Genomic DNA, 23,015 nt, shown 5'->3' with positions numbered 1-23,015 from the left:
TTAAAGTCTCTTTAAAGAAGCATAAATCTTTTTTTGGTCACACCACCTTCGAAAAAAATATTCAAGGCTGTGACATTTTTTCTAAATTTAGTCTTTGGGATGGTTTATCCCAAAAGCAAACACAGAAATAGCTAAATCTATGGAAGGAATCAATGTTTATCTGCTGGTTATTTATGCCTCGCTGGTCATTGTCATCTCTTACTTCTTCAATATCATCTCAAAAAAAACGGGGGTCCCGAGTGTCTTGATGCTCATTCTGTTGGGCATTGGCATTCATGAAATATTGATATGGAAAGGGATGCCGATAGACAAAAGTTGGTTTTCTATGCTGGAGCTTCTCGGCATTGTAGGTTTGATATTGATAGTACTGGAAGCTGCTCTTGAGTTGAAGTTAAGCCGGGAAAAGAAAGGGGTCATTCTGCAGTCCATCAGTTCGGCATTGTTGGGCTTGCTGCTCACTACCGCCGCCATTGCTGCCCTGCTCCATTACACACTCATTCCCGACTGGTTTCAAGCCGTTCTTTATGCCACGCCGCTGGGGGTGATGAGTAGTGCCATCGTTATTCCAAGTGTCGGGGGGCTTTCGAAATCCAACCAAGAATTCATGATTTATGAAAGTACTTTTTCTGATATTTTCGGCATCGTGCTGTTCTTCTCCATTACAGGCAATGCGGAAGTATCTTCCGCTTGGTCTATTGTTAAAAATGTGGCTGCCAATATCGGATTGACGGTTGTGTTGGCGGTTGTGTTGGCGGTTGTGCTGGTATGGCTGCTTCAAAAAATCACAACCAAAGTGAAGCTGTTTTTGCTGATTGCCATTCTGCTCATCCTCTACTCGGCAGGCAAGCTCATGCACCTTTCCCCTCTGTTCATCATCTTGTTCTTTGGTTTGGCATTGAGCAATTACAAATTGCTGGCAGTAGGCAAAGCCAGAAAGCTATTCAATGAACAGGCACTGCACCGCGTATTGGAAGAGATGCACACCATCACACTCGAAACAGCCTTTGTGGTTCGTACTTTCTTCTTTGTTGTTCTGGGCATCACTTTCGATATCCGTGAGCTGCTCGACATGCAAGCTCTTTACATCAGCTTGGGTGTGCTGGCATTGATTTATTTGACACGGCTCGTTACTTTAAAAGTAAGCATGGTGAAAAGTCTGTTTCCCTTGGTATGGCTTGCCCCGCGTGGGCTCATTACCATCATGCTGGTGATTTCGGTGCCTGCTCAATACCGGACCGAGTTTCCCGATAGCATTTTGTTGTATGTGATTCTTATTAGTTGCTTGATCATGATGGGTGGTCTGATGAGCAGCAAGCGCGATGAAGAAGACGTGCCTACGCTCACGCTCAAAGACATAGAGACCTTGGACAAAGAACTGGAGAGTTTTCTTGCGCAACACAATTGCCAAGAGAAGCCGGGCAATAAAGCGTAGCTCCGCAGGCTCCCGCTCGTTTCGAGCGCATGCCCTTTTGCCATTTCACGCTTTCCCCTGTTGCTTCGGGTGCCCCTTTGTCATTTCGAGCGCAAGCGAGAAATCTCTTTCACCTCTTGCTACTTGGCTTGAAGAGATGTCTCGCTCCGCTTCGTTCCGCTCGACATGACAAAAGGTAAATTTGGTTCGATGCAATTGCTCATGGTCTTCTTCCGGGCTCTCTAACTGCTTTCCCTTGCCTATTACCGTCTCATCTCCCGAAAAAAAAGCCTCCGCTACTCTGCGAAGGCTTCCGGTGTGGCTATATCCTGTTGCCTCAAAAGACGCACTTGCGAAGGAAAATCACCATCAGGCAGACCAAAAACATGACGATAGAGATGCGGTTGATACCGTGCATCATGCGCAAGTTGAAGCTGGTAGGATATTTAGGGTCATGTGGGCGAAATACACGTATGAAATAAGCGCCTACTTCGCCCAGTCGAAAGAAATATTTTACTTTACTCCACATAATCGTTGCTTTTAAAATTGTTGTTTTACCAAAAACAGCCTGCCCATAGATTTTGTTTCCCTATTCTACGGGTGCGGGGGGCTCTATCCAGCGTCCGTCTTCGCGTATCAACTCAATCAAAGCCTGCACCGCCTCTTCGGAAGGCACGTTGCGACGCACCACCTCTTTGCCCCGGTACAGGGTAATTTTCCCTTTGCCTGAGCCCACATAGCCATAGTCGGCGTCTGCCATTTCGCCCGGTCCGTTCACGATGCAGCCCATAATGCCAATCTTTACTCCTTTCAGGTGTTCGGTATGGCGGCGTATCATGGCTGTGGTTTCTTGCAGGTCGAAGAGTGTACGCCCACACGAAGGGCAAGCTATGTATTCGGTTTTGGTGGTACGTGTGCGGCTGGCTTGCAAAATGCCGAATGCCAGCTGATTGAGTTGCTTTAATTCAAGTAACTTTGCCGCCTTGTCTTTGTCTTCTACCGCAGGGCGCAAAAACACACCATCGCCCATGCCATCGAGCAACAAGCCACCAATGTCGGTAGAAGCATACAAAATGCTTTGCTCCCATGCTTCATTGTAGCGGCGCTCTATGACCACCGGCACCCGGATGTCTTGCTCCATTAAGAAAAGGAAAGCACGCCGCAGGGCAGGCATGGCATGCGCGCGCCCGGTGTGCAGCACCAACACAATATTGCCGTCATGGAAACGTGCCGTATTGTCTGCTTGCAGCAGCTCATCTACTGAAAGGCGCACGAAATTGCAGCGCGTGTGCAAACGGCAGTCTTCTTGCTGCCACCGGCTGAAAGTTATCAAAGGAAAGACATGAGGGCTTTCCGGTTCGTCTTTCCACACTTCGTAGTCCTGAATTGCCTTCAGTCCGTTGGGCAGCATGAAAGGCACCGCCTGCTTGCCCAAATATACAAAGTCGGCACCGTCGTCTGTCATATGCCATTTGTCCGTCGCGGGCAAGTAGTAATGCCCGATGGGCTTCAGGTCGGCAGGTTCTATGTTGGTGAAATGGCTGTAATCGGCAATCACGCGCGGCACCTGCTCGCCCCCTACCGACAACACAGGGCGGCTGTGGCGCCGCTGATAAGCAAAGGGGTTATAAGTCAGACGTATGACCTCGGGCAAAGGGGCTTCCTGTGTACGGGCACGTTGATGATAGCGTTCCGCCAGCGCCTTGGCTACGGGTATTTCTTCCACGGGGTCTTCGGTGAGCGAAACACGTATGGTATCGCCCAAACCATCTTCGAGCAAAGCCCCTATGCCCATGGCCGACTTGATGCGTCCATCTTCGCCATCGCCGGCTTCGGTTACGCCCAAGTGCAAGGGATAAGGCTGCATCCCCTCTTCTTCCATCTTCTGCACCAACAAACGGTAAGCCTGCACCATCACCTGTGGGTTGCTTGCCTTCATCGACAACACAATGTTGTGATAGTCGAACTCCTCGCAAATACGCAAGAACTCCAAGGCGGACTCCACCATGCCCAAGGGGGTGTCGCCGTAGCGGCTCATGATGCGGTCCGAAAGCGAACCATGGTTGGTCCCTATGCGCATGGCGGTGCCGTATTCTTTACATATCTTCACCAAAGGGATGAACTTTTTGCGAATACGCTCCAGCTCTGCCTCATAGGCTGCATCGGTGTATTCTATGATTTCAAAGCGCTTTTTGTCTGCATAATTTCCCGGATTGATGCGCACCTTCTCTACGATGCGGGCAGCCAGCTCAGCGGCATTGGGGGTGAAGTGAATGTCGGCAATCAAAGGGGTGGTGTAACCACGCCGGCGCAGTTCTTTTTTTATGTTGGCTAAGTTCTCTGCCTCCTTGATGCTGGGCGCCGTAATACGCACATATTCGCAGCCTGCTTCTATGAGCCGGATACATTCCTGCACCACCGCTTGGGTATCCATGGTGTCGGCCGTCGTCATTGATTGCACACGTATGGGATGCATGCTTCCCAAAGGCAGGTCTCCGATATGCACTTCTACTGTGGGGCGGCGGCGATAAGTCGTCAACGAAGGGCAATAAGGCTTGGCAGTGCTTAATTCCATAAGAAGCAGGGTTTGTTGTTTTTTCTCTAACTACAAATTTAAGCAAAAGTTTTAGAGACAGCCGGCAGGCCATGTCAGCCAAAATGCTCTATTTGCCAGCGCAGCCTTTTTCTGTACACGGAAAGAATATTGGACTTAGACAAGAAACCACGGTAGCGCCCTTCGTCCACTACGGGCAGGTTCCAGGCACCGGTAGCGTCGAATTTCTCCATCACCTCTTCCATGCTCTCGTGTATATCTACCACTGCCGGCGGGGCATGCACCAGCTCGGCAATGGCTACCTTATCATAAAGTGCCGGCTTAAAGATGATACTGCGCACGTCATCCAGTAAAATGATGCCTTTCAGATAGCCATCTTTATCTACTACGGGGAATATATTGCGCCGGCTTCGTGCAATGGCATCGACCAGGTCGCGCAGGCTGCCTTCATAAGGCACCGGCACACAGTCGCGCTCCAGCACATGCTTGATGGATATGTTGTTTAAAATGGCTTTGTCTTTGTCGGCAGGCAAGTAAGCGCCTATTTTTTGCGCTGCTGCCTGAATAGCCGATACCGGTTGAATAATCACCTTGGTAGCATAAGCAATGGCCGTGATGAGCATCAAAGGCACAAAATAATGATAGCCCCCACTCAGCTCGGCTATCATGAAGATGGCTGTCAAAGGGGCGTGGAAATACGCCGCCATGGTGGCCGCCATGCCAATAAGTGTAAACATGGTGGCGGGCAGCTCCACAGGAAAATGCAATACATGGTTGGCCACATAAGCCATCAAATAGCCGGTTGTTCCTCCCAGAAACAGCGTAGGTGCGAAAGCGCCCCCGTTCCCTCCCGAAGAGATGGTCAACCAGGTAGCCAAAGGTTTCAACATTAACACCAAGAACATGAGCAGGGCAATGCCCCACTCGGCCGGCAACCAGTGCCCCCACCAACTGCGCTGCAAATATGCCATTTCATGATGGTTAATCATGGCATCGAGCCACTCGAAGCCCTCACCATACAGGGGCGGCAAAAACAGAATTAAAGCGCCCAACAAAAACAATTCTTCCCAAAACAGGCGGTTCCCGTTTTTCTTTTCGCGCAGCTCCCATTGCGTCATTTGCTTCGACATCCACATGAAATAGGCGGCAATCAGGCCACACAGAATCCCCAAGAGCACCAAGAAGGGCAAATGCACATAATCGAAAGCGGGCAAGCCCTCGCGCGGCGTAAGCAGTTCGTGCTCTACCAGCATGCGTGAAATGAGCGTACTGGCGGTAGCAGAGATAAGCAAAGGAACTATAAAATTGGCGTGCACATTGGCCATGAGCACTTCCAGTGCAAACACCACACCGCCTATGGGCGTTCCGAAAACAGCTGCAATACCGGCAGCTGCCCCACAAGCCGCCAATATGACACGATAGGCGCTGTCTAAACGAAACAGGCGAGCAAAGAAGCCTCCCCAGCTTGCTCCCGTCAATACGGTGGGGGCTTCCAATCCTGCCGAGCCCCCCAAGCCTACGGTAACAGCACTGGTCAACACATGGGCATAACGGTGATAGCCTTCAAAATTGCCTTGCCGCTTGCTGATGCCATAGAGCACATAGGCCATCCCCTTCTGAAACTTGCCTTGAAACCAAAAACGCACATAAGTGCGCACCAATAGGATGCCAATAATGGGGAAAATAAAATACAACGAACTGAGCCAGCCGAAAGGTGTTTCCGCCAACAGGCTGCTTATCCAACGTGTGGTAAACAACAGAAAGGAAGCAACCAAGCCCACACCTAAGCCCAAAAGCACGCTCACACCAATAACCAGCTGCCTGTCGCTGATATGCCGCAAACGCCACTGCAAAAAATAGCGAAACATCCATCGAAGTTGTAAGCTCCATCTCCTCAACCACTTGGAAACTTTCGGCATGGTTTTCAGCTTTTATTTTGTAGATTTGCGCAACAAACAGAAAGCGGCTTGTTCTTGTAGGCTCAAATGTAAGGATAAAAAGATGATTCTAACAAAAGACAACAAGCTAAAAAACATTATCATGGTGGGCGACCGGGTGCTTATCAAGCCCAAGACCACCCAAGAACGTACCGAGAGTGGTTTGTACCTGCCCCCGGGCGTGCAAGAGAAGGAAAAGGTGCAAGGGGGCTATGTCATCAAGGCCGGTCCGGGCTATCCTGTACCCCTGCCGCCTGACATCGAAGACGAACCATGGAAGGAAGTGGATGAGCGTGTGCGCTACATACCGCTGCAGGTAAAAGAAGGCGACTTTGTGCTCTTCCTTCAAAAAGGGGCCGTGGAAATACAATACGAAGGCGAACGCTATTATATTGTGCCCCAGCATTCTATTCTCATGATTGAGCGTGATGAAGATTTATTTGATTAACCCATGAGCTGCCCTTTCCGGGGCGGCTTTTTTTTATAAAGACTTAGCCATCAAGGCACTATTTTTGATAAAAGATAACAGCAAGAACCAAAAGGCAGACCTATGACCAACGCAGACAAACTGACCCCTTCTATCGGCATTACCCTTGACCGCTTCATCAAACGCAAGCAAGATGAGTTCCCCTTCGCCACCGGTGAATTGTCGCAGTTGTTGCGCGATATCGCCCTGGCTGCCAAAATCATTCACCGTGAAGTGAACCGCGCCGGCTTGGCAGACATCACGGGTAGTTATGGCAACCAAAACGTACAGGGCGAAGAGCAACAGAAGTTGGATGTAGCCGCCAACGTGCGCTTCATTCGTGCCCTGCGCAATGGCGGTGAAGTGTGTGGTATCGTGTCGGAAGAAGAAGCGTCATTCATAGATACCGGCAACCATCAAGCCAAGTATGTGGTAGCCATAGACCCCCTGGACGGCTCTTCCAACATCGATGTCAATGTATCGATTGGCACCATTTTTTCCATCTATCGTCGTGTGAGCCCCGTAGGCACTCCACCCACCATGGAGGACTTTCTGCAGCCCGGCAACCGTCAAGTAGCTGCCGGATACGTGGTTTACGGCTCTTCTACCATGCTTGTTTACACCACGGGCAAAGGTGTCAATGGCTTTACTTACGAGCAGTCTATAGGCGAGTTCATACTGTCCCATCCTGAGATTCGTATTCCTGAAAAAGGTAAAATTTATTCTTGCAACGAAGGCAATCTGTTGGACTTTCCCGAAGGTGTGCAACGCTTTGTGGCGCAATGCCGCGAACAGCGTCTTTCTGCCCGTTATATAGGTTCTTTGGTAGCCGACTTTCATCGCAACTTGTTGAAGGGCGGCATTTTCTTGTATCCTTCCACACAAAAAGCCCCCAATGGCAAGCTGCGTTTGTTGTTTGAGTGCAACCCCATGGCTTTCCTTATGGAACAGGCCGGCGGCATGGCTACCAACGGCAAACAGCGCATCTTGGATATCGAACCTAAGGAACTGCACCAGCGTGCCCCGCTCTTCATCGGCTCCAAAGACCTGATGGAGCGCTTAAACCAATGCCTTCAACAAACCGAAGTAACGGCATAAGCATCGTAAAGCATAAAAAAAGCTGCCCTTCGCAACAGGGCAGCTTTTTTTGTATAGGCCACAACCCCCGTCTGTTATTTTGTGGAAAAACAGCGGCGGTTTTGCCATTTTAAAAGCATGTTTAGCAGCAAAATAACTACTGCGGGCAGCACACACACCCCCCAAGCAAGTGGGGGCAAAGGTTGTGTTTTCAAGTAAACACCCAATGCAGGCAACTGCGTAACAGCCCACTGTAAAACCACCGAAAGCAATAAGGTAAGCAGCAAAACGGGGTTGTCATGCAGGCGCCAACCGGTCAGTGAATATTCTTTGCGTATGCCTATAGCATTGGCAAGCTGCAGAAAAACCAAAGCATTAAATGCGAGTGTAGATTCATCGATCCGGGGCATATGTTGTCTTGCCCATGAAACAAGCGCATAAACCAACACAAACATTACTGTCCCTATCACCAGGATATCTTTTCCATTTCCCCGTGCAAACAGGCTTTCATCCGGTTTGCGAGGTGGCAACTTCATTAAATCTTTCTTTTCTTGCTCATATCCTAAAGCTATGCCGGGTAAGCCATCGGTTATGAGGTTTATCCAAAGAACGTGAATAGGATATAGCAGATTACCCAACCCTAAAAGGGGCGAGAGCACCACCACCAGTATCTCTGCCAAATTGCTACTGAAGGTATACTTCACAAACTTCCGAATATTGGCATAAATATTACGCCCTTCTTTTATGGCCGTCAGTATAGTTTCGTAGCGGTCATCCATCAATACCATGTCTGCTGTGCTCTTCGTTACTTCGGTGCCATTGATACCCATGGCTACCCCCACATCAGCCACTTTTAAAGAAGGGGCATCGTTCACACCGTCACCGGTCATGGCTACCACATATCCCTGTTGCTGAAAAGCCTTTACTATCAACAATTTTTGCTCGGGAGTCACGCGGGCAAAGACACGGCAACGGGCAATTTCTTTCTGCCAACCGGTATGTTGCTCTTTCAAGTCTTGCCCGGATAACACCCTTTGAGTTTGCTCATCATCAATGATGCCTATTTGTTTTGCAATAAAACGAGCGGTATTGGGATGGTCGCCGGTAATCATCACAGGAATGATGCCGGCTTGTTTACAGGTGGCAATCACTTGCTCTATACCTTGACGCGGCGGATCATAAATAGCTACAACCCCTGCAAGCGTAAGCCCTCGTTCATAACCTTGTTTTTGCCCTAATTCATTTTCTGCAAGAGGCCGGTAAGCCAATGCCAAAACACGCATGCCCTGTGCAGCCCACTCAGCTGCTATTTGCTTTACATCTGCTGTTTGCTGCTCACATACGCTTACTATAGACTCTACTGCCCCTTTGCTTAACACCACCTTTTTATCCCCTATTTCCACTACCACACTCATACGCTTTCTTCCGGAGTCGAAGGGGACCTCATCTATCACCGGGTATGAGCTTTTAAGCGCTTTCAGTGTCTCTATGCCTTCGTTGTCCATCATATATTGCACCAGGGCCGTCTCGGTAGGGTCACCTTGCAGGCTCCCTTCTTTTAACTGAACATCATTGCAAAGAGCCAAAATATAATCAACCACCGGGCGTCCTTGTAACTGTATATTACCATATTGCTCATTTACATACAGGTGTTTAACCGTCATTTTATTTTCTGTCAAAGTACCGGTTTTGTCTGTACATATCACACTGATACTCCCCAATGACTCTACTGCATGCAAGCGTCGCACCAGTGCATTTTTTTTCGACAAACGGTAAGCTCCCTTGGACAAAGCCAAGGTAATGAGTGCGGGCAATGCTTCGGGCACTGCTGCCACTGCCAGGCTAATTGCCAGCATAAAGGAAGCGAACCATGGCTGCCCCTGCCAATAGCCATAAACAAAAAAGGAAAGGCACAAAAGCAGAATCCAATAAGTAAGTTTATGTCCAAACTGTCGTAAGTTTTGTTTAAGGGGCGTTTCGGTATCTTCTTCACTCGCCAAGTGAGCAGCTATTTTTCCAAATTCAGTATGTAAGCCCGTGGCAACCACTACCCCTGTCCCTTTCCCTTTCACCACGAGTGTCCCCTTGAGGGCCATATTGTACCGGTCAGCCGGTGCAGTATCCGGCGGCAGAGGCTCCGTGCTTTTTGCTACCGGCAATGATTCGCCGGTAAGCACTGCTTCATCTATTTCGAGGTTATTGACTTCAATTAAACGCAAATCGGCCGGCACAATATCCCCGCTTTCTATTGCCACTATATCGCCGGGCACAAGTTCTTTTACATCTACCGCTTGCCAACGTCCTCCCCTTCTTACTTTTGCCTGCGGGCGAATCATTTTCTTTAGGGCAAAGAGAGCATTCTCTGCATTGTATTCCTGATAAAAGCCAATAAGAGCATTGAGCAGAACAATTACTAAAATAATACCGGCATCAATAGTTTCACCTGTTGCAAAAGACAGTCCGGCCGCCGCCAAAAGTATCCAAATTAAAAAATCATTGAATTGGCGGATGAAAAGTGTCCATGGCGAAGTAGCCTTTAAGTCTTCAATAGAATTGACGCCATATTTACTTAACCGTTTTTTCGCTTCTGCCTCTGTAATCCCCTGATTACTTGAGGCAAGAAAATGCAAAGCCTGCTCAACGTCATAGCTATACCACAAGTGGTCTTTGTCTGAAAAGTTACTGTACAACATGTAGTGCGTATTTTTAAGTCGTATTTAATATTTAATGAGAGCACCAAACACACAGCCTGCCAGCGAACCCTTCCTTACTCCAACAAGCGCATTTGCAATTCAAAGCGCTGAATCTTTTCTTCCTGAAAAGGCGTTGCATGCCACTTCTCTATGAAAGCCACCCGGTCGTGCTTATCCCAAAGGATGATGGTCGTAAGACGGGTACCATAGCGGGGGGTGCGAATAAAAGGCGAAGCCAAAGCGCGCTCCCATTCCAAGGGCACACCGGTATGAGGTAGCTCATCGTCAGGCGGATGCCAAGTGTCTTGCATGATACCAAACAAGTCATCAGCTGCCGGTGGCTGTGCTTCGAGCTGCTCTATGTATTGTTTCAATGCCTGCCTACAGCGCCGTACTTTAGGCCAAGGGGTATCGAGCAAGGCATTGCTTAAACCATGAATGCCTTCATCCGCCTTTTTTATGATGCGCTCTATGTTGGAATAATACATGACATCGCGCCCGTCAAATAGCAAAAGATTAAAGCCATTGTAAGCAGCAGCCCGCGGGTGAAGCCGCACCAGGTAGTTCAGACTGCTTTGAGGAGAAGTCAAGTATTGCAGCGGCAACTCGCCACGTGAGGGGGCTTTGTCTTTGATGAGTTTGGGGTCGCGGTAGTTGGTTACGGCAGCCACCCCCTTCTTGGGGTGCAGCCCCAGCCAAGTGCCTCCTGCCTGCAAGTCTTTACCTGCCAAAAGCCCATTCTCCCAAAAATGAGCGGGCAAAGCCGGCCGTTCATAAAACTCATCCCGGTTGGCTAAAAGAATCAGCTTATAATCGGGATGCATATTTTGTGCCCATATTATCAAACACATGTATGTTTCATTATGTGATTCACCAAGCGGCTTGTAAGATACAATTTTTTAAAGCTTGTTCACATCATTCACATGCAATGCACCGCATTTGCCCGCCTTGATTTTTTGTAATATTTTCATACATTGAAAAAAGTAAGAACTTGCTTCGTAAAAAAATTGTATAATTAAATGCGCAAAAGCATTTAAATTCCAATTATCGACTCTATGACACAACTCTTACGCCGTTTTCCTCTCACTTTTCTGCTCATCATACTGCATATCACGGGCATTGCCTTGTACTTTGCGGGCTACGTGGTTGCCGGCCTGTACTTATTGGGGCTCAACTGTCTGTTTGTATTTGGAGTGGCACTGTCGGAAACCAAATACAACCCGCCGCTCATGTATGCCATCACCTATGGCAGCAGTTTTTTGAGTGGTCTCATAGCGGATTTGCACTTTGGGCACACCCTGCCCTATTTTACTTTTGCCATGCTGCTTTGGTTCAACTCTGCCATGTTTCGCCATGTGTATTTGGTGCGCTTGGGGTTGCTCACGCACCGTTGGATAGAGTTCGTCAGCTGGTTTTTGGGAACCCTTTCTTTTGTGCTTGCGCCTGCTGTGATGCAAACTTCATGGCCCGCTTTGTTGAGCAACCGGAGCGCTTATTTAAAAACACCCGCAGCCGCTTTGCTAAGCTTTGCTCTTTTTGGCCTTGTGATGCTGCTTTACGCCTTCTTCAAGCATTACTATGACTATGTGCAGTCCAAGCCTTACTATGGACGCCATCCGGTCATGGAAGGCAAAGAAGCACCCAACTTTCAACTACCCGACGAAGAAGGGCGGCTTGTTGACCTATACCGTGACTACAAAGGCAAAAAACCGGTTTTGCTGTTCTTTACCCGTGGTGACTGGTGCCCTTACTGCCACATCATGCTGCGTGCCTATGAGCGTGCCTACCAACTTTTCAATGAGCGCGGCATAGAGGTTCTTTCCATCAATCCCGACCCGGAAGCCAACAACCGTTATAAAAAGGAGGCCCTGCGCCTGCATTACCGCCTGCTATATGATCCCGACCTTTCTACTGCCGAGCTTTATGGTTTCTTTCTTCCCAAGCCCAATCCGGCCGCAAAGGCGGTAAGCGACCTGGACAAAGGCGTTCCGTTGCCGGCAGCCATTCTCATAGATAAAGAAGGGGTTATCCGCTACATCTCCCGCTCCGACAAAGTAGATAGCCTGAACCCGGAATCCATCTTAAAAATCGTAGAAACTTTATGAGTATTTCATTTTTTTGGTTCGTGGTAACCATCATGGTTGCCGTTCTGAGCCTCTTATGGCTCCGTGTTCAATATCGTGCACGCCTGCGCGAAAAAGAAACAGCCATAGAGCGCTATCAACACCTGGTCGATGAAGCCAACGACGCCATTGTGGTGGTGGACATGCTGGACGGCAGCCTGCTATGGAGCAACCAAGCCTTTCATCGCTTGGTTAAAAGCGAGCAAGGTAAGTATTTGCATGAGTTTGTGCCTCCGGAAGAAGTGGACAAACTCAGCCGGCGTATTGCCAAGACCTACGAAGAGGGCGGGCTTGTGTTTCAAGATATTCCTTTATTGGTTGAAGGCGATCGCTACGATGTAGAGTTTAGCGGCAAAGTGGTCCCGTTTGAAGCCAATCGCCCTGCCGTTACTTTTTATATACGGGACATACGCGAACGCATACGCCTCAGCAGGCAAATAGAGAAGCAGAATAAAAAGCTATTGGAAAGCATCCGTTATGCCCAACGCATACAAACGGCCACGCTTCCATCCGAAGCCCTCTTCAAGGAAATGTTTCCCAATTCTTTTATTCTCTACAAGCCTAAAGACATTGTGTGTGGCGACTTTTACTACTATCAGCAAACCCGGCAATACCGCTATATCATTGCTGCCGATGCCACAGGGCATGGGGTTCCGGGTGCTTTGCTTTCCATGCTCGGCATTACATTCTTGGTACAGCTTTTGCGCGAAGATGCCGACTACACCCCGGGCGAACTGCTCCACCTGCTCCGGGACAACATAGTGCAAGCCCTTAGCCGCTCCGAAGGACAAAAGAAGCAAATGCGCGACGGAATGGATATGGCTGTTGTAAGAGTTGGAAATGGCAGCATTGTTTTTGCCGGTGCACACAACGGGGCACTCATCCTGCAAGGTGCCGAAGTGCATGAATTCAAAGGCGACCGCATGCCCATCGGTTACGTAGAACAAAAGATGAGCAAGTCATTCACCAATCATACGATTCCTCTTCTGGGGGGTGAGAAAGTGTATCTCTTCTCCGACGGCTTTCCTGATCAGTTCGGGGGACCTAAAAAAAGAAAATTACGAAGTGGCCGGTTCAAGGAACTATTGCTCGAGAAAGCTACCCTACCTTTCGATGAGCAAAAACAGGCCCTTGAGTTGTTCTTTGAACAGTGGCGCGGCAACGAGCCCCAAATCGATGATGTATTGGTAATGGGGTTTGAAGTGTAAGGCAAAACAGAGCATGCAAACTGATGACAGTCCCCTTGCCGGCTGCTCAATTCAAGGTGTGGAGGGCGCAAAACGTCCGCCGGGGCGGTTCACCTCTCTTTTGCCGGTACCTAAACAACGCTTACACACCAAGCGGCCGGCACCACGGCAGGTGGCGCACAAAGCATCGCCTTCACAACGCCGGCATTTGCCTGCCTCGCAGCGGGGACAGTCCACCTCCTCGCCGCCTTTTTTTATGAAGCCCTTGCCGTAGCAATAAGCACAACGCCCGGTGCCTTTGCAAGACAAGCACTTGCCTTGATAACAATTCACATCGGGGCAAACCTCATAGTAGCCTGCTCCTTTGCACAATTCACACAACAAAGAGTCGGGTAACTCCTGTGACAAATAAAACTTTTTATCGTTCCAGTTTTTTTGCACCTGCGCACGGCTTTCGCCGCCCCAACAGGCAACAAGTAATCCCCAAAAAGCAAGCAGGGTTATTTTATGCATCTGTCTCATAGGCAGCCTCCATTGATTCAAGATGACGTGCCACGCGCTGCATCAGCCACATGGGCGTGGAAGTAGCCCCACAAATTCCCACCTTCTGCGCGCCTTCCAACCACCCGGCTTGTATTTCCGACTCATCTTCAATGAAATGGCTTCTTGGGTTTTCGCTGCGGCACACCTCAAATAAAGAGCGCCCATTGGAGCTCTTTTTACCGGCAACGAAAAGAATCACATCATGCCGGCGGGCAAATTCGCGCAATTGAGGCTCACGATTCGACACTTGCCGGCAAATGCTGTCATTGGCGCGGAAGTATTCGTCCGGCGATAATCCGTTTTTTTGCAAGCGCTCTTCAATGGCAGCCTTCAAGGCATAAAAGCCGGAGGTAGGTTTTGTGGTTTGGCTGAATAAAGTAATGGGCTTTGTAAAATCTACTTTTTCATCGAGGTCTTCAATACCGGACACTACAATGGCATTTTGCCGGGTTTGCCCTATGAGTCCAATGACTTCGGCGTGCCCCGGTTTGCCGTAAATCACCACCTGTCCGTTTTCTTGCATGCTTTTATCGTAGGCGTTTTTCACTCTATGCTGCAACTTCAAAACCACAGGGCAAGAGGCATCTATTAGTTCTATATTGTTGCGCAGTGCGATTTCGTAAGTTTCCGGTGGCTCACCATGAGCACGAATCAGCACTTTACAGTCTCGCAGATTTTTGAGATCCTCCCGGTTGATGATGCGCAACCCTTTGGCATGCAGCCGCTCCACTTCACGGTCATTGTGCACAATATCGCCCAAGCAGTAAACTACTTCAGCTTCTTGCAAGGCGTCTTCTGCCATTTGAATGGCATATTCTACGCCAAAACAATAGCCTGAATTTTTATCGATATGGATTTCCATAATTTAGAACGGGTCAAAGTACAATGAGAAAACCCCTTGTTCTCTCTGCTAATGGTTTAACAAGTTGTGATAGTGGTTTTGTTCTTTTCAATGATTTTGGAAGTGGCCAATTGAAGCACATATTCCACTTGTTCGTCTATGGTCAAGAAAGAGGTATCAAGGTAGTGCGCATCGGGCGCTTGCACCAAGGGGCTTTCTGCCCGGTGCGTATCTATGTAGTCGCGCGATTTGAGGTTCTCTATAATTTTATCCAACTCGAGCATCTCGCCTTTTTCGAGCAATTCTTGCTGCCGGCGATAGGCCCGTATGGCTATGTCGGCGGTCATGAATACCTTCACCTCGGCATCGGGAAAAACGGTGGTGCCAATGTCTCTGCCATCCATGACAATGCCCCGTTGTTTTCCCATGCGCTGCTGCTGGGCTACCATTGCACGACGCACCGCAGGCAATGCACTTACCTGGCTCACCATTTGCGACACACGCATGCTGCGGATTTCGTCCTCCACATTCAAGCCGTTCAGATAGGTGTCGCTTTTGCCTTTCTTTTCGTTGTAACGAAAGTCTATTTCTATGTTTTTGAGGGCATCCTCTACGGCTTTGGGGTTGGTTAGTTCCACAAAGTGGTCAAGGAAATAGAGGGTTACCGCTCGATACATGGCGCCGGAATCGATATATCGATAATTGAGCGCTGCCGCTACTTTCTTGGCTGTGGTGCTCTTGCCACAGGCAGAGTATCCGTCGATAGCAATAATTATCTTTTTCATAACGTTGTTTCGGTCGGCGCAAAGATACGAGCTTTCCCAAAGAATGGAAACCCTCTTTTCTTAACAGTCTTTAATCGGACAAGGAATCTTTCCGTTTTTGGGGATTTTTCCATGACGCTTATACTTGGTGCGTCGTTGAGATTGGCAACTACTCACGCTCACTGTCCCCATGCTCAACAGTAGCAACAGCGCAAGCCATCGGCTCCATCGTTTCATAGGCTTATTTTCTTTTTCCTCTATCCCGTGGATATCCCGTAAAAGTGCGGAAGTTCATTTGTTTGTGCTTACGTGGCACCCAACGTTGGCTATCGTAGCCATAAGGTGGCCGCTTCGGTGCACAAGACGAAAGCGCCGTTGTCAATAAAAGGCTCATGCCACCTAACAACAAGCATATGAAGAGAAAGCGTTTCATGGGCTGACAGTTTTAACTAAACCAATATTTTTTCACTAACCAAAGTAATATACGAATTTGAGATGCACCGGTTAAGATACATTTTTTTGAAAGGAGTAGCAAATATCGTACTTATTCTCTATTGGCATGTATTTTTGTAATAAAAGAATGGTCATGCAAGACATATTTCGAGGCTTAAAGGTCATAGAGCTTGCCAATGTGCTGGCGGGCCCTTCGGTAGGTCAGTTTTTTGCGGAACTGGGCGCGCAGGTCATCAAGGTGGAAAATGCCCGCACCGGTGGCGATGTTACCCGCAGTTGGCTTAGCCGCAGCGAGACGCCCAACCCGGCGCGTATTTCCGCCTATTTTTGTTGTGCCAATTTCGGCAAGCAATCCATCGTGCTCGACTTACAGAAGGAAGAAGACAAGCAGCTGCTTTACAGCTACATTCAAGATGCCGACATTGTACTGGCAAGCTATAAAGCCGGCGACGCTCAAAAACTGGGCGTGGACTACGAAACACTCCGTACACTCAATCCACTGCTCATATATGGGCACATTACAGGTTATGGCAAGGAGGATGAGCGCGTAGGATACGATGCCATCATACAAGCCGAAGCAGGCTTTACCTATCTGAATGGCGAAAGTAGCGGCGGGCCCGTCAAAATGCCTGTTGCCCTAATAGATGTGCTGGCTGCCCACCAACTGAAAGAGGGGCTGCTGATTGCCTTATGGCAGCGCGAGCGCTTGCGAAAGGGCGCTTATGTGCATGTGTCCTTGTTTGAAGCGGCCGTTGCCTCACTGGCCAACCAAGCTACCAACTATCTCAATACAGGTACCGTTCCCCGTCGCTTAGGCTCCGAGCACCCGAACATTGTTCCCTATGGCACGGTATTCCCCACTGCCGACAACAAAGAAATTGTGTTGGCTGTAGGTACAGACAAACAGTTCCGGGCGCTTTGTCAGGTATTGGGCATGAGCACCGTGGCAGAGGACAGGCGCTTTCGCGACAATGCGGCGCGCGTACACCACCGCAACGAGCTGCTGCCGCTCCTGCGCCAAGCTATCTTGCAATGGAACAAAGACGAGCTGTTGCAGGCACTCCGGGCGCACAAAATACCCGCCGGAGCAGTCAACCGTATGGATGAGGTCTTTCAAACGCCACAAGCGCAAAAACTCATTTTACAACACCCCCACACCCCCTTCAAGGGATTGCGGCAATTGGTGGCTCAAATAGAGGGCTATGCCTGGCACCACCCTTCACCACCGCCGCCTTATCAAGAGCCGCCCCGCACCGGCACCAAGCCGGATGCGCAGTAATTTTGCTATATTTCTTTGCCAAATACCGGCCAACTTCCCAATAAGTTTTGTATTTTCTGCTTATAATAGACTTGTTCCATGGCTCCGAAAAAGCATTTACTTCTCTTTTTTTGCTTCATTCATCTGTTAGCGGGCATCCAATCCGGACTCTTTGCACAGGTTTCTGCCGAGCAAGGCATAGCCTTTTACCAACGGGGGCAGTATCCGCAGGCGCTTCACTGCTGGAATCAGCTGCTTAAGCAAGCACCTCACGACTCGCTTTATGCCTGGCGCGCGCGCACATACTTGGACATGCACCTGTTGCAAGCCGCCCAACAAGACATCACCGAAGCCCTGCGTTTAGCGCCACAAGAAGCCTGCTACCATGCACTTCTGGGCGACATACAACTGGCTGCCGGGCAATGGCAACAGGCAGCACGCAGCTATGAGCAGGCCCTTATTCTTTCGCCCCGCCGTACTGACCGGATAGCCTGCCGGGCTTATGCGCTTTATATGAGCGGCGAACGGGAAAGGGCTTATCAACAACTACGCGAAGCTGCCGCCATCGATAGCCTTTCATTGTGGGTCCGGCGCATCCATGCCCGCATTGCCTTGCAAGAAGGCAGCTATGAGCGTGCCATAGCGCTCTATAATCATTGTATCGAGCAAAGCGAAACGCTTTTCTTCCATGACTTGATAGAAAGGGGCATTGCTTACCGCTCTTTGGGGCGGTACTACCAGGCACTGGAAGACTTCCGCTTGGCAGCAGCCTTACGCCCTTCTTCGCCCCTGCCCTTTTACCAACAAGCGCTTTGTTACTATCAAAGCGGCAAATATGGGGCAGCCCTTCAGCAGGTCGAATACTGCCTACAACACACCCCCTCTTTCACGGAAGGGCTTCTGCTGCGTGCCGCCATTGCCCGCAAGATGCAACAAAACCGGTCTGTGGAAAACGCTTACCGGCAACTGCTCGCCGAGTCGCCCCATCAGCTGAGTGCCTATGCCGGACTGGCAGAGTATTATCTTTCTACTCATGAGGTGGAACGTGCCGACAGTCTGCTGCAGGCGGCTCTTGCATTATCACGCGACCATTTGCCGGTTTTGGCTTTGCAATACGTAGTGCAGCGGAAAAAGCAAGCTACTGCCCAAGCACAGATGTTGCAGGCCTACTACCTACAGCTATGCCGTACAGGCAGCGACTACTATTATCTTGCCAAAGCTTGTTTTGACTTTCTGCCCACAGAAGCTTGGAGTCCGCAAGGCCTGCAATGGGCACAAATGGCAGCCGAACAGCAAGACACCTATGCCCATAACCTGCTGTGGGCACAAATGCTTTACAAGGCGGGGCATCCGCTGCGTGCCTATCCCATTTGCATGAAAGCCATTGATTTGGCCCGGAAAGAACATCACCCCGGCGAGGAAGCACGCCAATTGAAGCAAACCCTCGACGCACTGGGCTTGGACGACAGCCCGCCGGTCGTGGAGCTGGTATCACCGCAAGCCGGCTCCCAAGGGCGCCTTCCTGTGAGTGCTTCCACTTTCACCATCATAGGGCGTATTGCGGATGAAAGCGGCGTCAAGAAACTCCATATCAATGGCATTCCTTTGGTGCTGAACGAAAGAGATGAGTTTCGTTATACGCATAGCATGCGCGCAGCGCATGACACCCTGCATATCGAAGTGTGTGATATTCATGACAACTGCCAAACCCAAACTTTTATTCTGGATGCTGCCCCCTTGCTAAGCCAAGCAGCGCCGGCCGTTCCCAAGCGACGTCAATATGCACTTATCTTTGCCACCAACCAATATGAGCATTGGAGCGACTTGGTCAACCCTGTTGCCGATGCCCAAACCATCGCCCGCACTCTGCATACCCTTTATGGCTTCGAAACCGATTTGGTGATTAACCCAAGTAAAGAGCAGATATTACTCAAAATCAAAGAGTATCTGTTGAAAAAATATCAGGCAGAAGATGAGCTGTTCATCTTTTTTGCAGGACACGGGCAATACGATGAGCTTTTTGGAGAAGGTTATTTGGTTACTGCCGACTCACGCGCCGACGACGAAACCAAGTCCAGTTATTTGTCTTATTCAAGCCTGCGCACCTATATCAATAACATTCCTTGCCGGCATATACTCTTGATGATGGATGTTTGCTTTGGTGGCACCTTTGACCCGGCCATTGCCAAAACTACCCAAAAAAGAGGCACGCATGAGCCCGGTGTGGAAGAAAGAGAAAACTTTATCAGTCAAAAACTATCGGTCGTAACACGCAAATACATCACCTCCGGCGGCAAGGAGTATGTCTCTGACGGAATGCCCGGCAAGCACTCTCCTTTTGTACGGCGCTTTTTGGAAGCACTACGCAGCATGGGCGGCGAGGACCGCATATTGACCATAGCCGAATTGATGACCTATCTGGAGGTCATCAGTCCGCAGCCTCGCTTAGGTGAGTTTGGTGACAATGAACCGGGTAGCGACTTTTTATTTATCATTCCCCTACAAAGCAATAAATGATGTGGAAAGCATGGTTTAGTAAATATCGAAAATTAGGCATTACCACACAGCTCAACTTTGACCTGGCACAGTGTGTGGAGCTCCTCAACTTGGGCGCGCTGTTTCTTATGGCAGTGAACTTGATGAATGCCATTTTCTTTACCACATTGCTCGAAACGCCGGAAATATACAACTACTTTTTTGCCACTTTCATCATGTATTGGGCTTTCCCACTGCTCAACTACTGGCAGATGCATCGTCTTGCCCGTTTTGTATTCGTTGTGTTCATCAATTTGAATATATTGCTTTTCGTTTACCTGTTTGGTACTGATACACTTTTCCAATACTATTACACCACCTCCATTGTTGTAGCTGTCCTCCTCTTTACCAAAGAAGAGTTGGGGCTACGCCTCCTTGCTTTATCCATGCCTTTTGCATGTATTGCCTACCTGTACAGCGTTCCCTTTACGGTGCAATTTCCCCTGCCGGAAAATGCTATTGATACCGTGCGCCTCAACACTCTTGTAAGTCTTGCACTTATCAATTTGTTTGTCGTATGGGTATCGGACTGGCAGCTGCGCCGCAACAGCCATATACTTGACAAGCTCACCAAGCAAAGTGAAGCACAAAAAGAGCTGCTGCGCAAGAGGGAAGAAATACTGCGGAAAGAGAGAGAGAAAATCACCTTGCACCAGCAAAACCTTGAAAACATCATTCACCAACGCACCAAAGCCCTTATTGAAAAACAAGAAGAATTACAAAGCTTGCTGAAAGACTATCAGCGAAAAATCATTGAGCTGGAGGAAATAAAAGAAAAGCTCAGCAAAGCACAACAGGAGGAGCTAAAGTTTGTTCAAACCGTTACCTACAGCGCCGACTGCATCATTCTATCTGATATAGAAGGTGAAGTGATTTATACCAACCCTGCCGGACAAGAGCTACTACAGCTAAAAGCCGGCGAAGCAATCAACATACGGCAGCTGCTGGAAGCCAATAGCCGGGAAATATTTGAGGAGGTATTTCCGGTGCTATACAAACAAAAATACTGGCGCGGTGAGCTTACCCTCATGGAATACAGCACCGGGGTGCCGGTTATCTGCGATGCCCTGCTTTTTCTGGTTCAAGACAAAAGCAAGGAGCATACCATCTGCTTGGCCGGTATCTTTCGGGACATCAGGGAGCAAAAAGCAGCCCAGCAACAAATGCAGCGTATGCAGTTACAACTGGCCGAAAAAGAAAAAATGGCTTCGCTTGGCTTACTCACTGCAGGCATTGCCCATGAGCTTAAGAACCCGATTAACTTTATTTTAGGAAGCGCAGCCCCTTTCCGGCGTTATGTAAGTTATTTACAAAACATTATGCAGAGTGTCATACAGGTAGTAGAAAAACCCAACGACAAAAACATAGAAGAGTTGCGCACCTTGGTGAAAAAAGCAGAAGGGGATGCAATCCTGCACGACATCAAGGACTTAGCCGAAGCCATAGAGGAAGGGGCACGCCGGGTTAACAGCATTATTTCAGATTTACTGAGTTTTGCCCGTACGGAAGACAGCATGCAAAACTGCGACCTCAATGAATTGATAGAACAAAGTTTACGCTTCCTGCGGTCAGAGATGAGCACCCGCAATATTCAACTGGATTGGAAAAGGAATGAACAGCTGCCTGCTATCGAAGCATTTCCTGCCCGCCTGCAGCAAGTCATCATTAACTTATGTACCAACGCCATTCATGCCATGCCGCACGGAGGTAAGTTGCGTATTCGCACTTGGCATATGAAAGAAAATGAAGTTATGATTACGGTGGAAGACACCGGAACCGGCATCCCCGAGCATGTACGCCGTCATATTTTTGAGCCTTTTTATACCACTAAAAAAACTGGCGAAGGAACCGGCTTGGGGCTGTTTATCGTGTATGGTATCATTCAACAGCATCAAGGCAATATCACGGTGGAGAGTGCAGAAGGAAAGGGCACTGTTTTCACGATTCAGCTTCCGGTCCGGCATACAAAGGAAGACGGATAGAAACACGGGTCCCCTCGCCTTCTTCGCTTTCTATGTCCATTTTTCCGTTCATTCGCTTTACAAACTCATGGCACAAGGCCAAGCCCAAGCCTGTACCGCGTTCGCCCTTCGTACCGGGGCGGCTTATGCTTTTACCCTCCATGATTTGTGTAATCATCCAGGAAGGCATGCCCACGCCCGAATCTTCCACCAATATATGGCAGTGGCCGTTCCCTTGATAAAGAGCAGTCAGAGCCACCTTGCCTCCTTCCGGCGTAAATTTCAGGGCATTGTACAACAGGTTGCGCAATACAAAGTTGAGCATCTCCCGGTTGGCTATTACCTTGATTCCCCCTGCCGGTTGTACTTGCAAATCTATCTGTTTCTCTATGGCCGTTTGACGCACCAAAGCGCCATTTTCATCAAACAAATCTTGCAAGTCCACGGGGTTCAAAGAGTAGTCGACTTCTTGTAGTTGCAACTTGGCCCATTGAATTAAGTTATTGAGCAGTTGCTGTATGTTTTGCAGATGGGTGTGGATATCCTGCGCCGTATGCACCAACTCTTCTACGGTAAACCCTTTTTCACCGTAATTGATAAATATTTGCAAGAAGTTGGAAAGCGTATGCAAAGGCGCACGCAAATCATGCGAAATAATGGAAAACAAGCGGTTTTGCAAGGCAGTCAGGCGCTCCAATTCGCGGTTGCGCTGCGACAGCTCCCGCGTGCGTGCCTCTATCCGTTCTTCCAGTTGGGCATTGGCCTCTTGCAACTCACGAACCAGCTGTTCGTTTTTGCGCAACAGACGAAAATGTTCAAGGGCTTTATCTATTTTAAGGCGCAGATCGACCTCATTCCATGGTTTGGTAACGAAGGCATACACATGCCCTTCATTGATAGCCTGCATCAAGGCTTCTTTGTCCCCGTAAGCTGTCAGCATCATGGTAACGACCTGCGGGTAGTTCTCTGCCACCCGTTTGAGCAGCTCGATGCCATCCATATCCGGCATGCGGCGGTCGGTAATAAGCACCGCTACCGGCTGAGTGGCAAGCACCTTCAATGCTTCTTCTCCGCTTTGAGCCGTTACGATATGGTAAGATGGCTTGAAAGCATGATAAAATGCTTTTAAATTATAGCGTTCGTCATCTACATATAATATGGTGTGGTGGTCATGCATTGCAACAAGAGCTTACGGTGCTGTAATATACGAAG

At 49.1% G+C, this 23,015-nt stretch carries 18 protein-coding genes; 8 read left to right on the top strand and 10 right to left on the bottom strand.

Annotated elements, in window-relative coordinates:
* Window positions 1–139: 139 nt before the first annotated feature.
* Window positions 140–1,432 (top strand): cation:proton antiporter domain-containing protein, encoded by a 1,293-nt coding sequence (locus K384_RS02645; RefSeq protein WP_038029152.1) that lies wholly within the window; start codon window positions 140–142, stop codon window positions 1,430–1,432.
* Between the two features lie 316 nt (window positions 1,433–1,748).
* Here the strand turns inward: K384_RS02645 and K384_RS02640 are convergent, their stop codons facing one another.
* From K384_RS02640 to K384_RS02630, 3 genes are all read right to left on the bottom strand, one after another.
* Window positions 1,749–1,940, bottom strand: coding sequence for a DUF6728 family protein (locus K384_RS02640; RefSeq protein ID WP_038029150.1), 192 nt, complete (start codon window positions 1,938–1,940; stop codon window positions 1,749–1,751).
* A gap of 60 nt (window positions 1,941–2,000) precedes the next feature.
* Window positions 2,001–3,986, bottom strand: a complete 1,986-nt coding sequence (gene ispG, locus K384_RS02635) for a (E)-4-hydroxy-3-methylbut-2-enyl-diphosphate synthase (protein ID WP_038029147.1) — start codon at window positions 3,984–3,986, stop codon at window positions 2,001–2,003.
* 74 nt (window positions 3,987–4,060) lie between these two features.
* Window positions 4,061–5,884 (bottom strand): chloride channel protein, encoded by a 1,824-nt coding sequence (locus tag K384_RS02630; protein WP_084147087.1) that lies wholly within the window; start codon window positions 5,882–5,884, stop codon window positions 4,061–4,063.
* A gap of 82 nt (window positions 5,885–5,966) precedes the next feature.
* Between K384_RS02630 and K384_RS02625 the strand changes: the two genes are divergently transcribed.
* Together K384_RS02625 and fbp are read left to right on the top strand one after the other, a co-directional pair.
* Window positions 5,967–6,350, top strand: a complete 384-nt coding sequence (locus K384_RS02625) for a co-chaperone GroES (protein WP_038029444.1) — start codon at window positions 5,967–5,969, stop codon at window positions 6,348–6,350.
* A 102-nt stretch (window positions 6,351–6,452) separates the two neighbouring features.
* Window positions 6,453–7,466 (top strand): class 1 fructose-bisphosphatase, encoded by a 1,014-nt coding sequence (gene fbp, locus K384_RS02620; protein ID WP_038029144.1) that lies wholly within the window; start codon window positions 6,453–6,455, stop codon window positions 7,464–7,466.
* Between the two features lie 74 nt (window positions 7,467–7,540).
* Here fbp and K384_RS02615 read toward each other — a convergent pair whose 3' ends face one another.
* Both K384_RS02615 and K384_RS02610 read right to left on the bottom strand, forming a co-directional pair.
* Entirely contained in the window at window positions 7,541–10,138 is a 2,598-nt protein-coding gene (locus K384_RS02615; RefSeq protein ID WP_038029143.1) for a cation-translocating P-type ATPase, read from the bottom strand.
* A gap of 74 nt (window positions 10,139–10,212) precedes the next feature.
* Window positions 10,213–10,989 carry an NRDE family protein gene (locus K384_RS02610; RefSeq protein ID WP_038029141.1) on the bottom strand — a complete coding sequence of 259 codons (777 nt, stop codon included), beginning with the start codon at window positions 10,987–10,989 and terminating at the stop codon, window positions 10,213–10,215.
* Between the two features lie 204 nt (window positions 10,990–11,193).
* Between K384_RS02610 and K384_RS13230 the strand changes: the two genes are divergently transcribed.
* Both K384_RS13230 and K384_RS02600 read left to right on the top strand, forming a co-directional pair.
* Window positions 11,194–12,243 (top strand): redoxin domain-containing protein, encoded by a 1,050-nt coding sequence (locus tag K384_RS13230; RefSeq protein ID WP_051633048.1) that lies wholly within the window; start codon window positions 11,194–11,196, stop codon window positions 12,241–12,243.
* Window positions 12,240–13,469 carry a PP2C family protein-serine/threonine phosphatase gene (locus K384_RS02600; RefSeq protein WP_038029140.1) on the top strand — a complete coding sequence of 410 codons (1,230 nt, stop codon included), beginning with the start codon at window positions 12,240–12,242 and terminating at the stop codon, window positions 13,467–13,469. The genes K384_RS13230 and K384_RS02600 overlap by 4 nt, the downstream gene beginning before the upstream one ends.
* A gap of 51 nt (window positions 13,470–13,520) precedes the next feature.
* Here the strand turns inward: K384_RS02600 and K384_RS02595 are convergent, their stop codons facing one another.
* The 4 genes from K384_RS02595 to K384_RS13710 are packed head-to-tail and all read right to left on the bottom strand — an operon-like array spanning window position 13,521 to window position 15,833.
* Window positions 13,521–13,961 (bottom strand): DnaJ-like cysteine-rich domain-containing protein, encoded by a 441-nt coding sequence (locus tag K384_RS02595; protein ID WP_038029139.1) that lies wholly within the window; start codon window positions 13,959–13,961, stop codon window positions 13,521–13,523.
* The gene (locus tag K384_RS02590) at window positions 13,954–14,853 is read right to left on the bottom strand and encodes a 4-hydroxy-3-methylbut-2-enyl diphosphate reductase (RefSeq protein ID WP_038029138.1); all 900 of its coding nucleotides are present in this window, start codon (window positions 14,851–14,853) and stop codon (window positions 13,954–13,956) included. Before K384_RS02590 ends, K384_RS02595 begins: the two co-directional genes overlap by 8 nt.
* A gap of 56 nt (window positions 14,854–14,909) precedes the next feature.
* Window positions 14,910–15,617 carry a (d)CMP kinase gene (gene cmk / locus K384_RS02585; RefSeq protein WP_038029136.1) on the bottom strand — a complete coding sequence of 236 codons (708 nt, stop codon included), beginning with the start codon at window positions 15,615–15,617 and terminating at the stop codon, window positions 14,910–14,912.
* Between the two features lie 60 nt (window positions 15,618–15,677).
* Window positions 15,678–15,833 (bottom strand): hypothetical protein, encoded by a 156-nt coding sequence (locus tag K384_RS13710; RefSeq protein ID WP_157630027.1) that lies wholly within the window; start codon window positions 15,831–15,833, stop codon window positions 15,678–15,680.
* 349 nt (window positions 15,834–16,182) lie between these two features.
* Here K384_RS13710 and K384_RS02580 point away from each other — a divergent pair, with 349 nt between their 5' ends.
* From K384_RS02580 to K384_RS13225, 3 genes are all read left to right on the top strand, one after another.
* The gene (locus K384_RS02580) at window positions 16,183–17,328 is read left to right on the top strand and encodes a CaiB/BaiF CoA transferase family protein (RefSeq protein WP_211245214.1); all 1,146 of its coding nucleotides are present in this window, start codon (window positions 16,183–16,185) and stop codon (window positions 17,326–17,328) included.
* Window positions 17,329–17,406: 78 nt separating this feature from the next.
* Window positions 17,407–19,824, top strand: a complete 2,418-nt coding sequence (locus K384_RS02575) for a caspase family protein (RefSeq protein ID WP_038029134.1) — start codon at window positions 17,407–17,409, stop codon at window positions 19,822–19,824.
* Window positions 19,821–21,824, top strand: coding sequence for a sensor histidine kinase (locus K384_RS13225; RefSeq protein ID WP_084147086.1), 2,004 nt, complete (start codon window positions 19,821–19,823; stop codon window positions 21,822–21,824). Before K384_RS02575 ends, K384_RS13225 begins: the two co-directional genes overlap by 4 nt.
* Here the strand turns inward: K384_RS13225 and K384_RS02565 are convergent.
* Entirely contained in the window at window positions 21,781–22,980 is a 1,200-nt protein-coding gene (locus tag K384_RS02565; protein ID WP_038029133.1) for a hybrid sensor histidine kinase/response regulator, read from the bottom strand. The genes K384_RS13225 and K384_RS02565 overlap by 44 nt on opposite strands.
* Between the last annotated feature and the right edge of the window lie 35 nt (window positions 22,981–23,015).

The organism is Thermonema rossianum DSM 10300, assembly GCF_000426825.1.
Lineage (GTDB): Bacteria > Bacteroidota > Bacteroidia > Cytophagales > Thermonemataceae > Thermonema > Thermonema rossianum.
The sequence above is the reverse complement of the archived record's forward strand: the minus strand, read 5'-3'. Positions and strand labels throughout refer to the sequence as shown.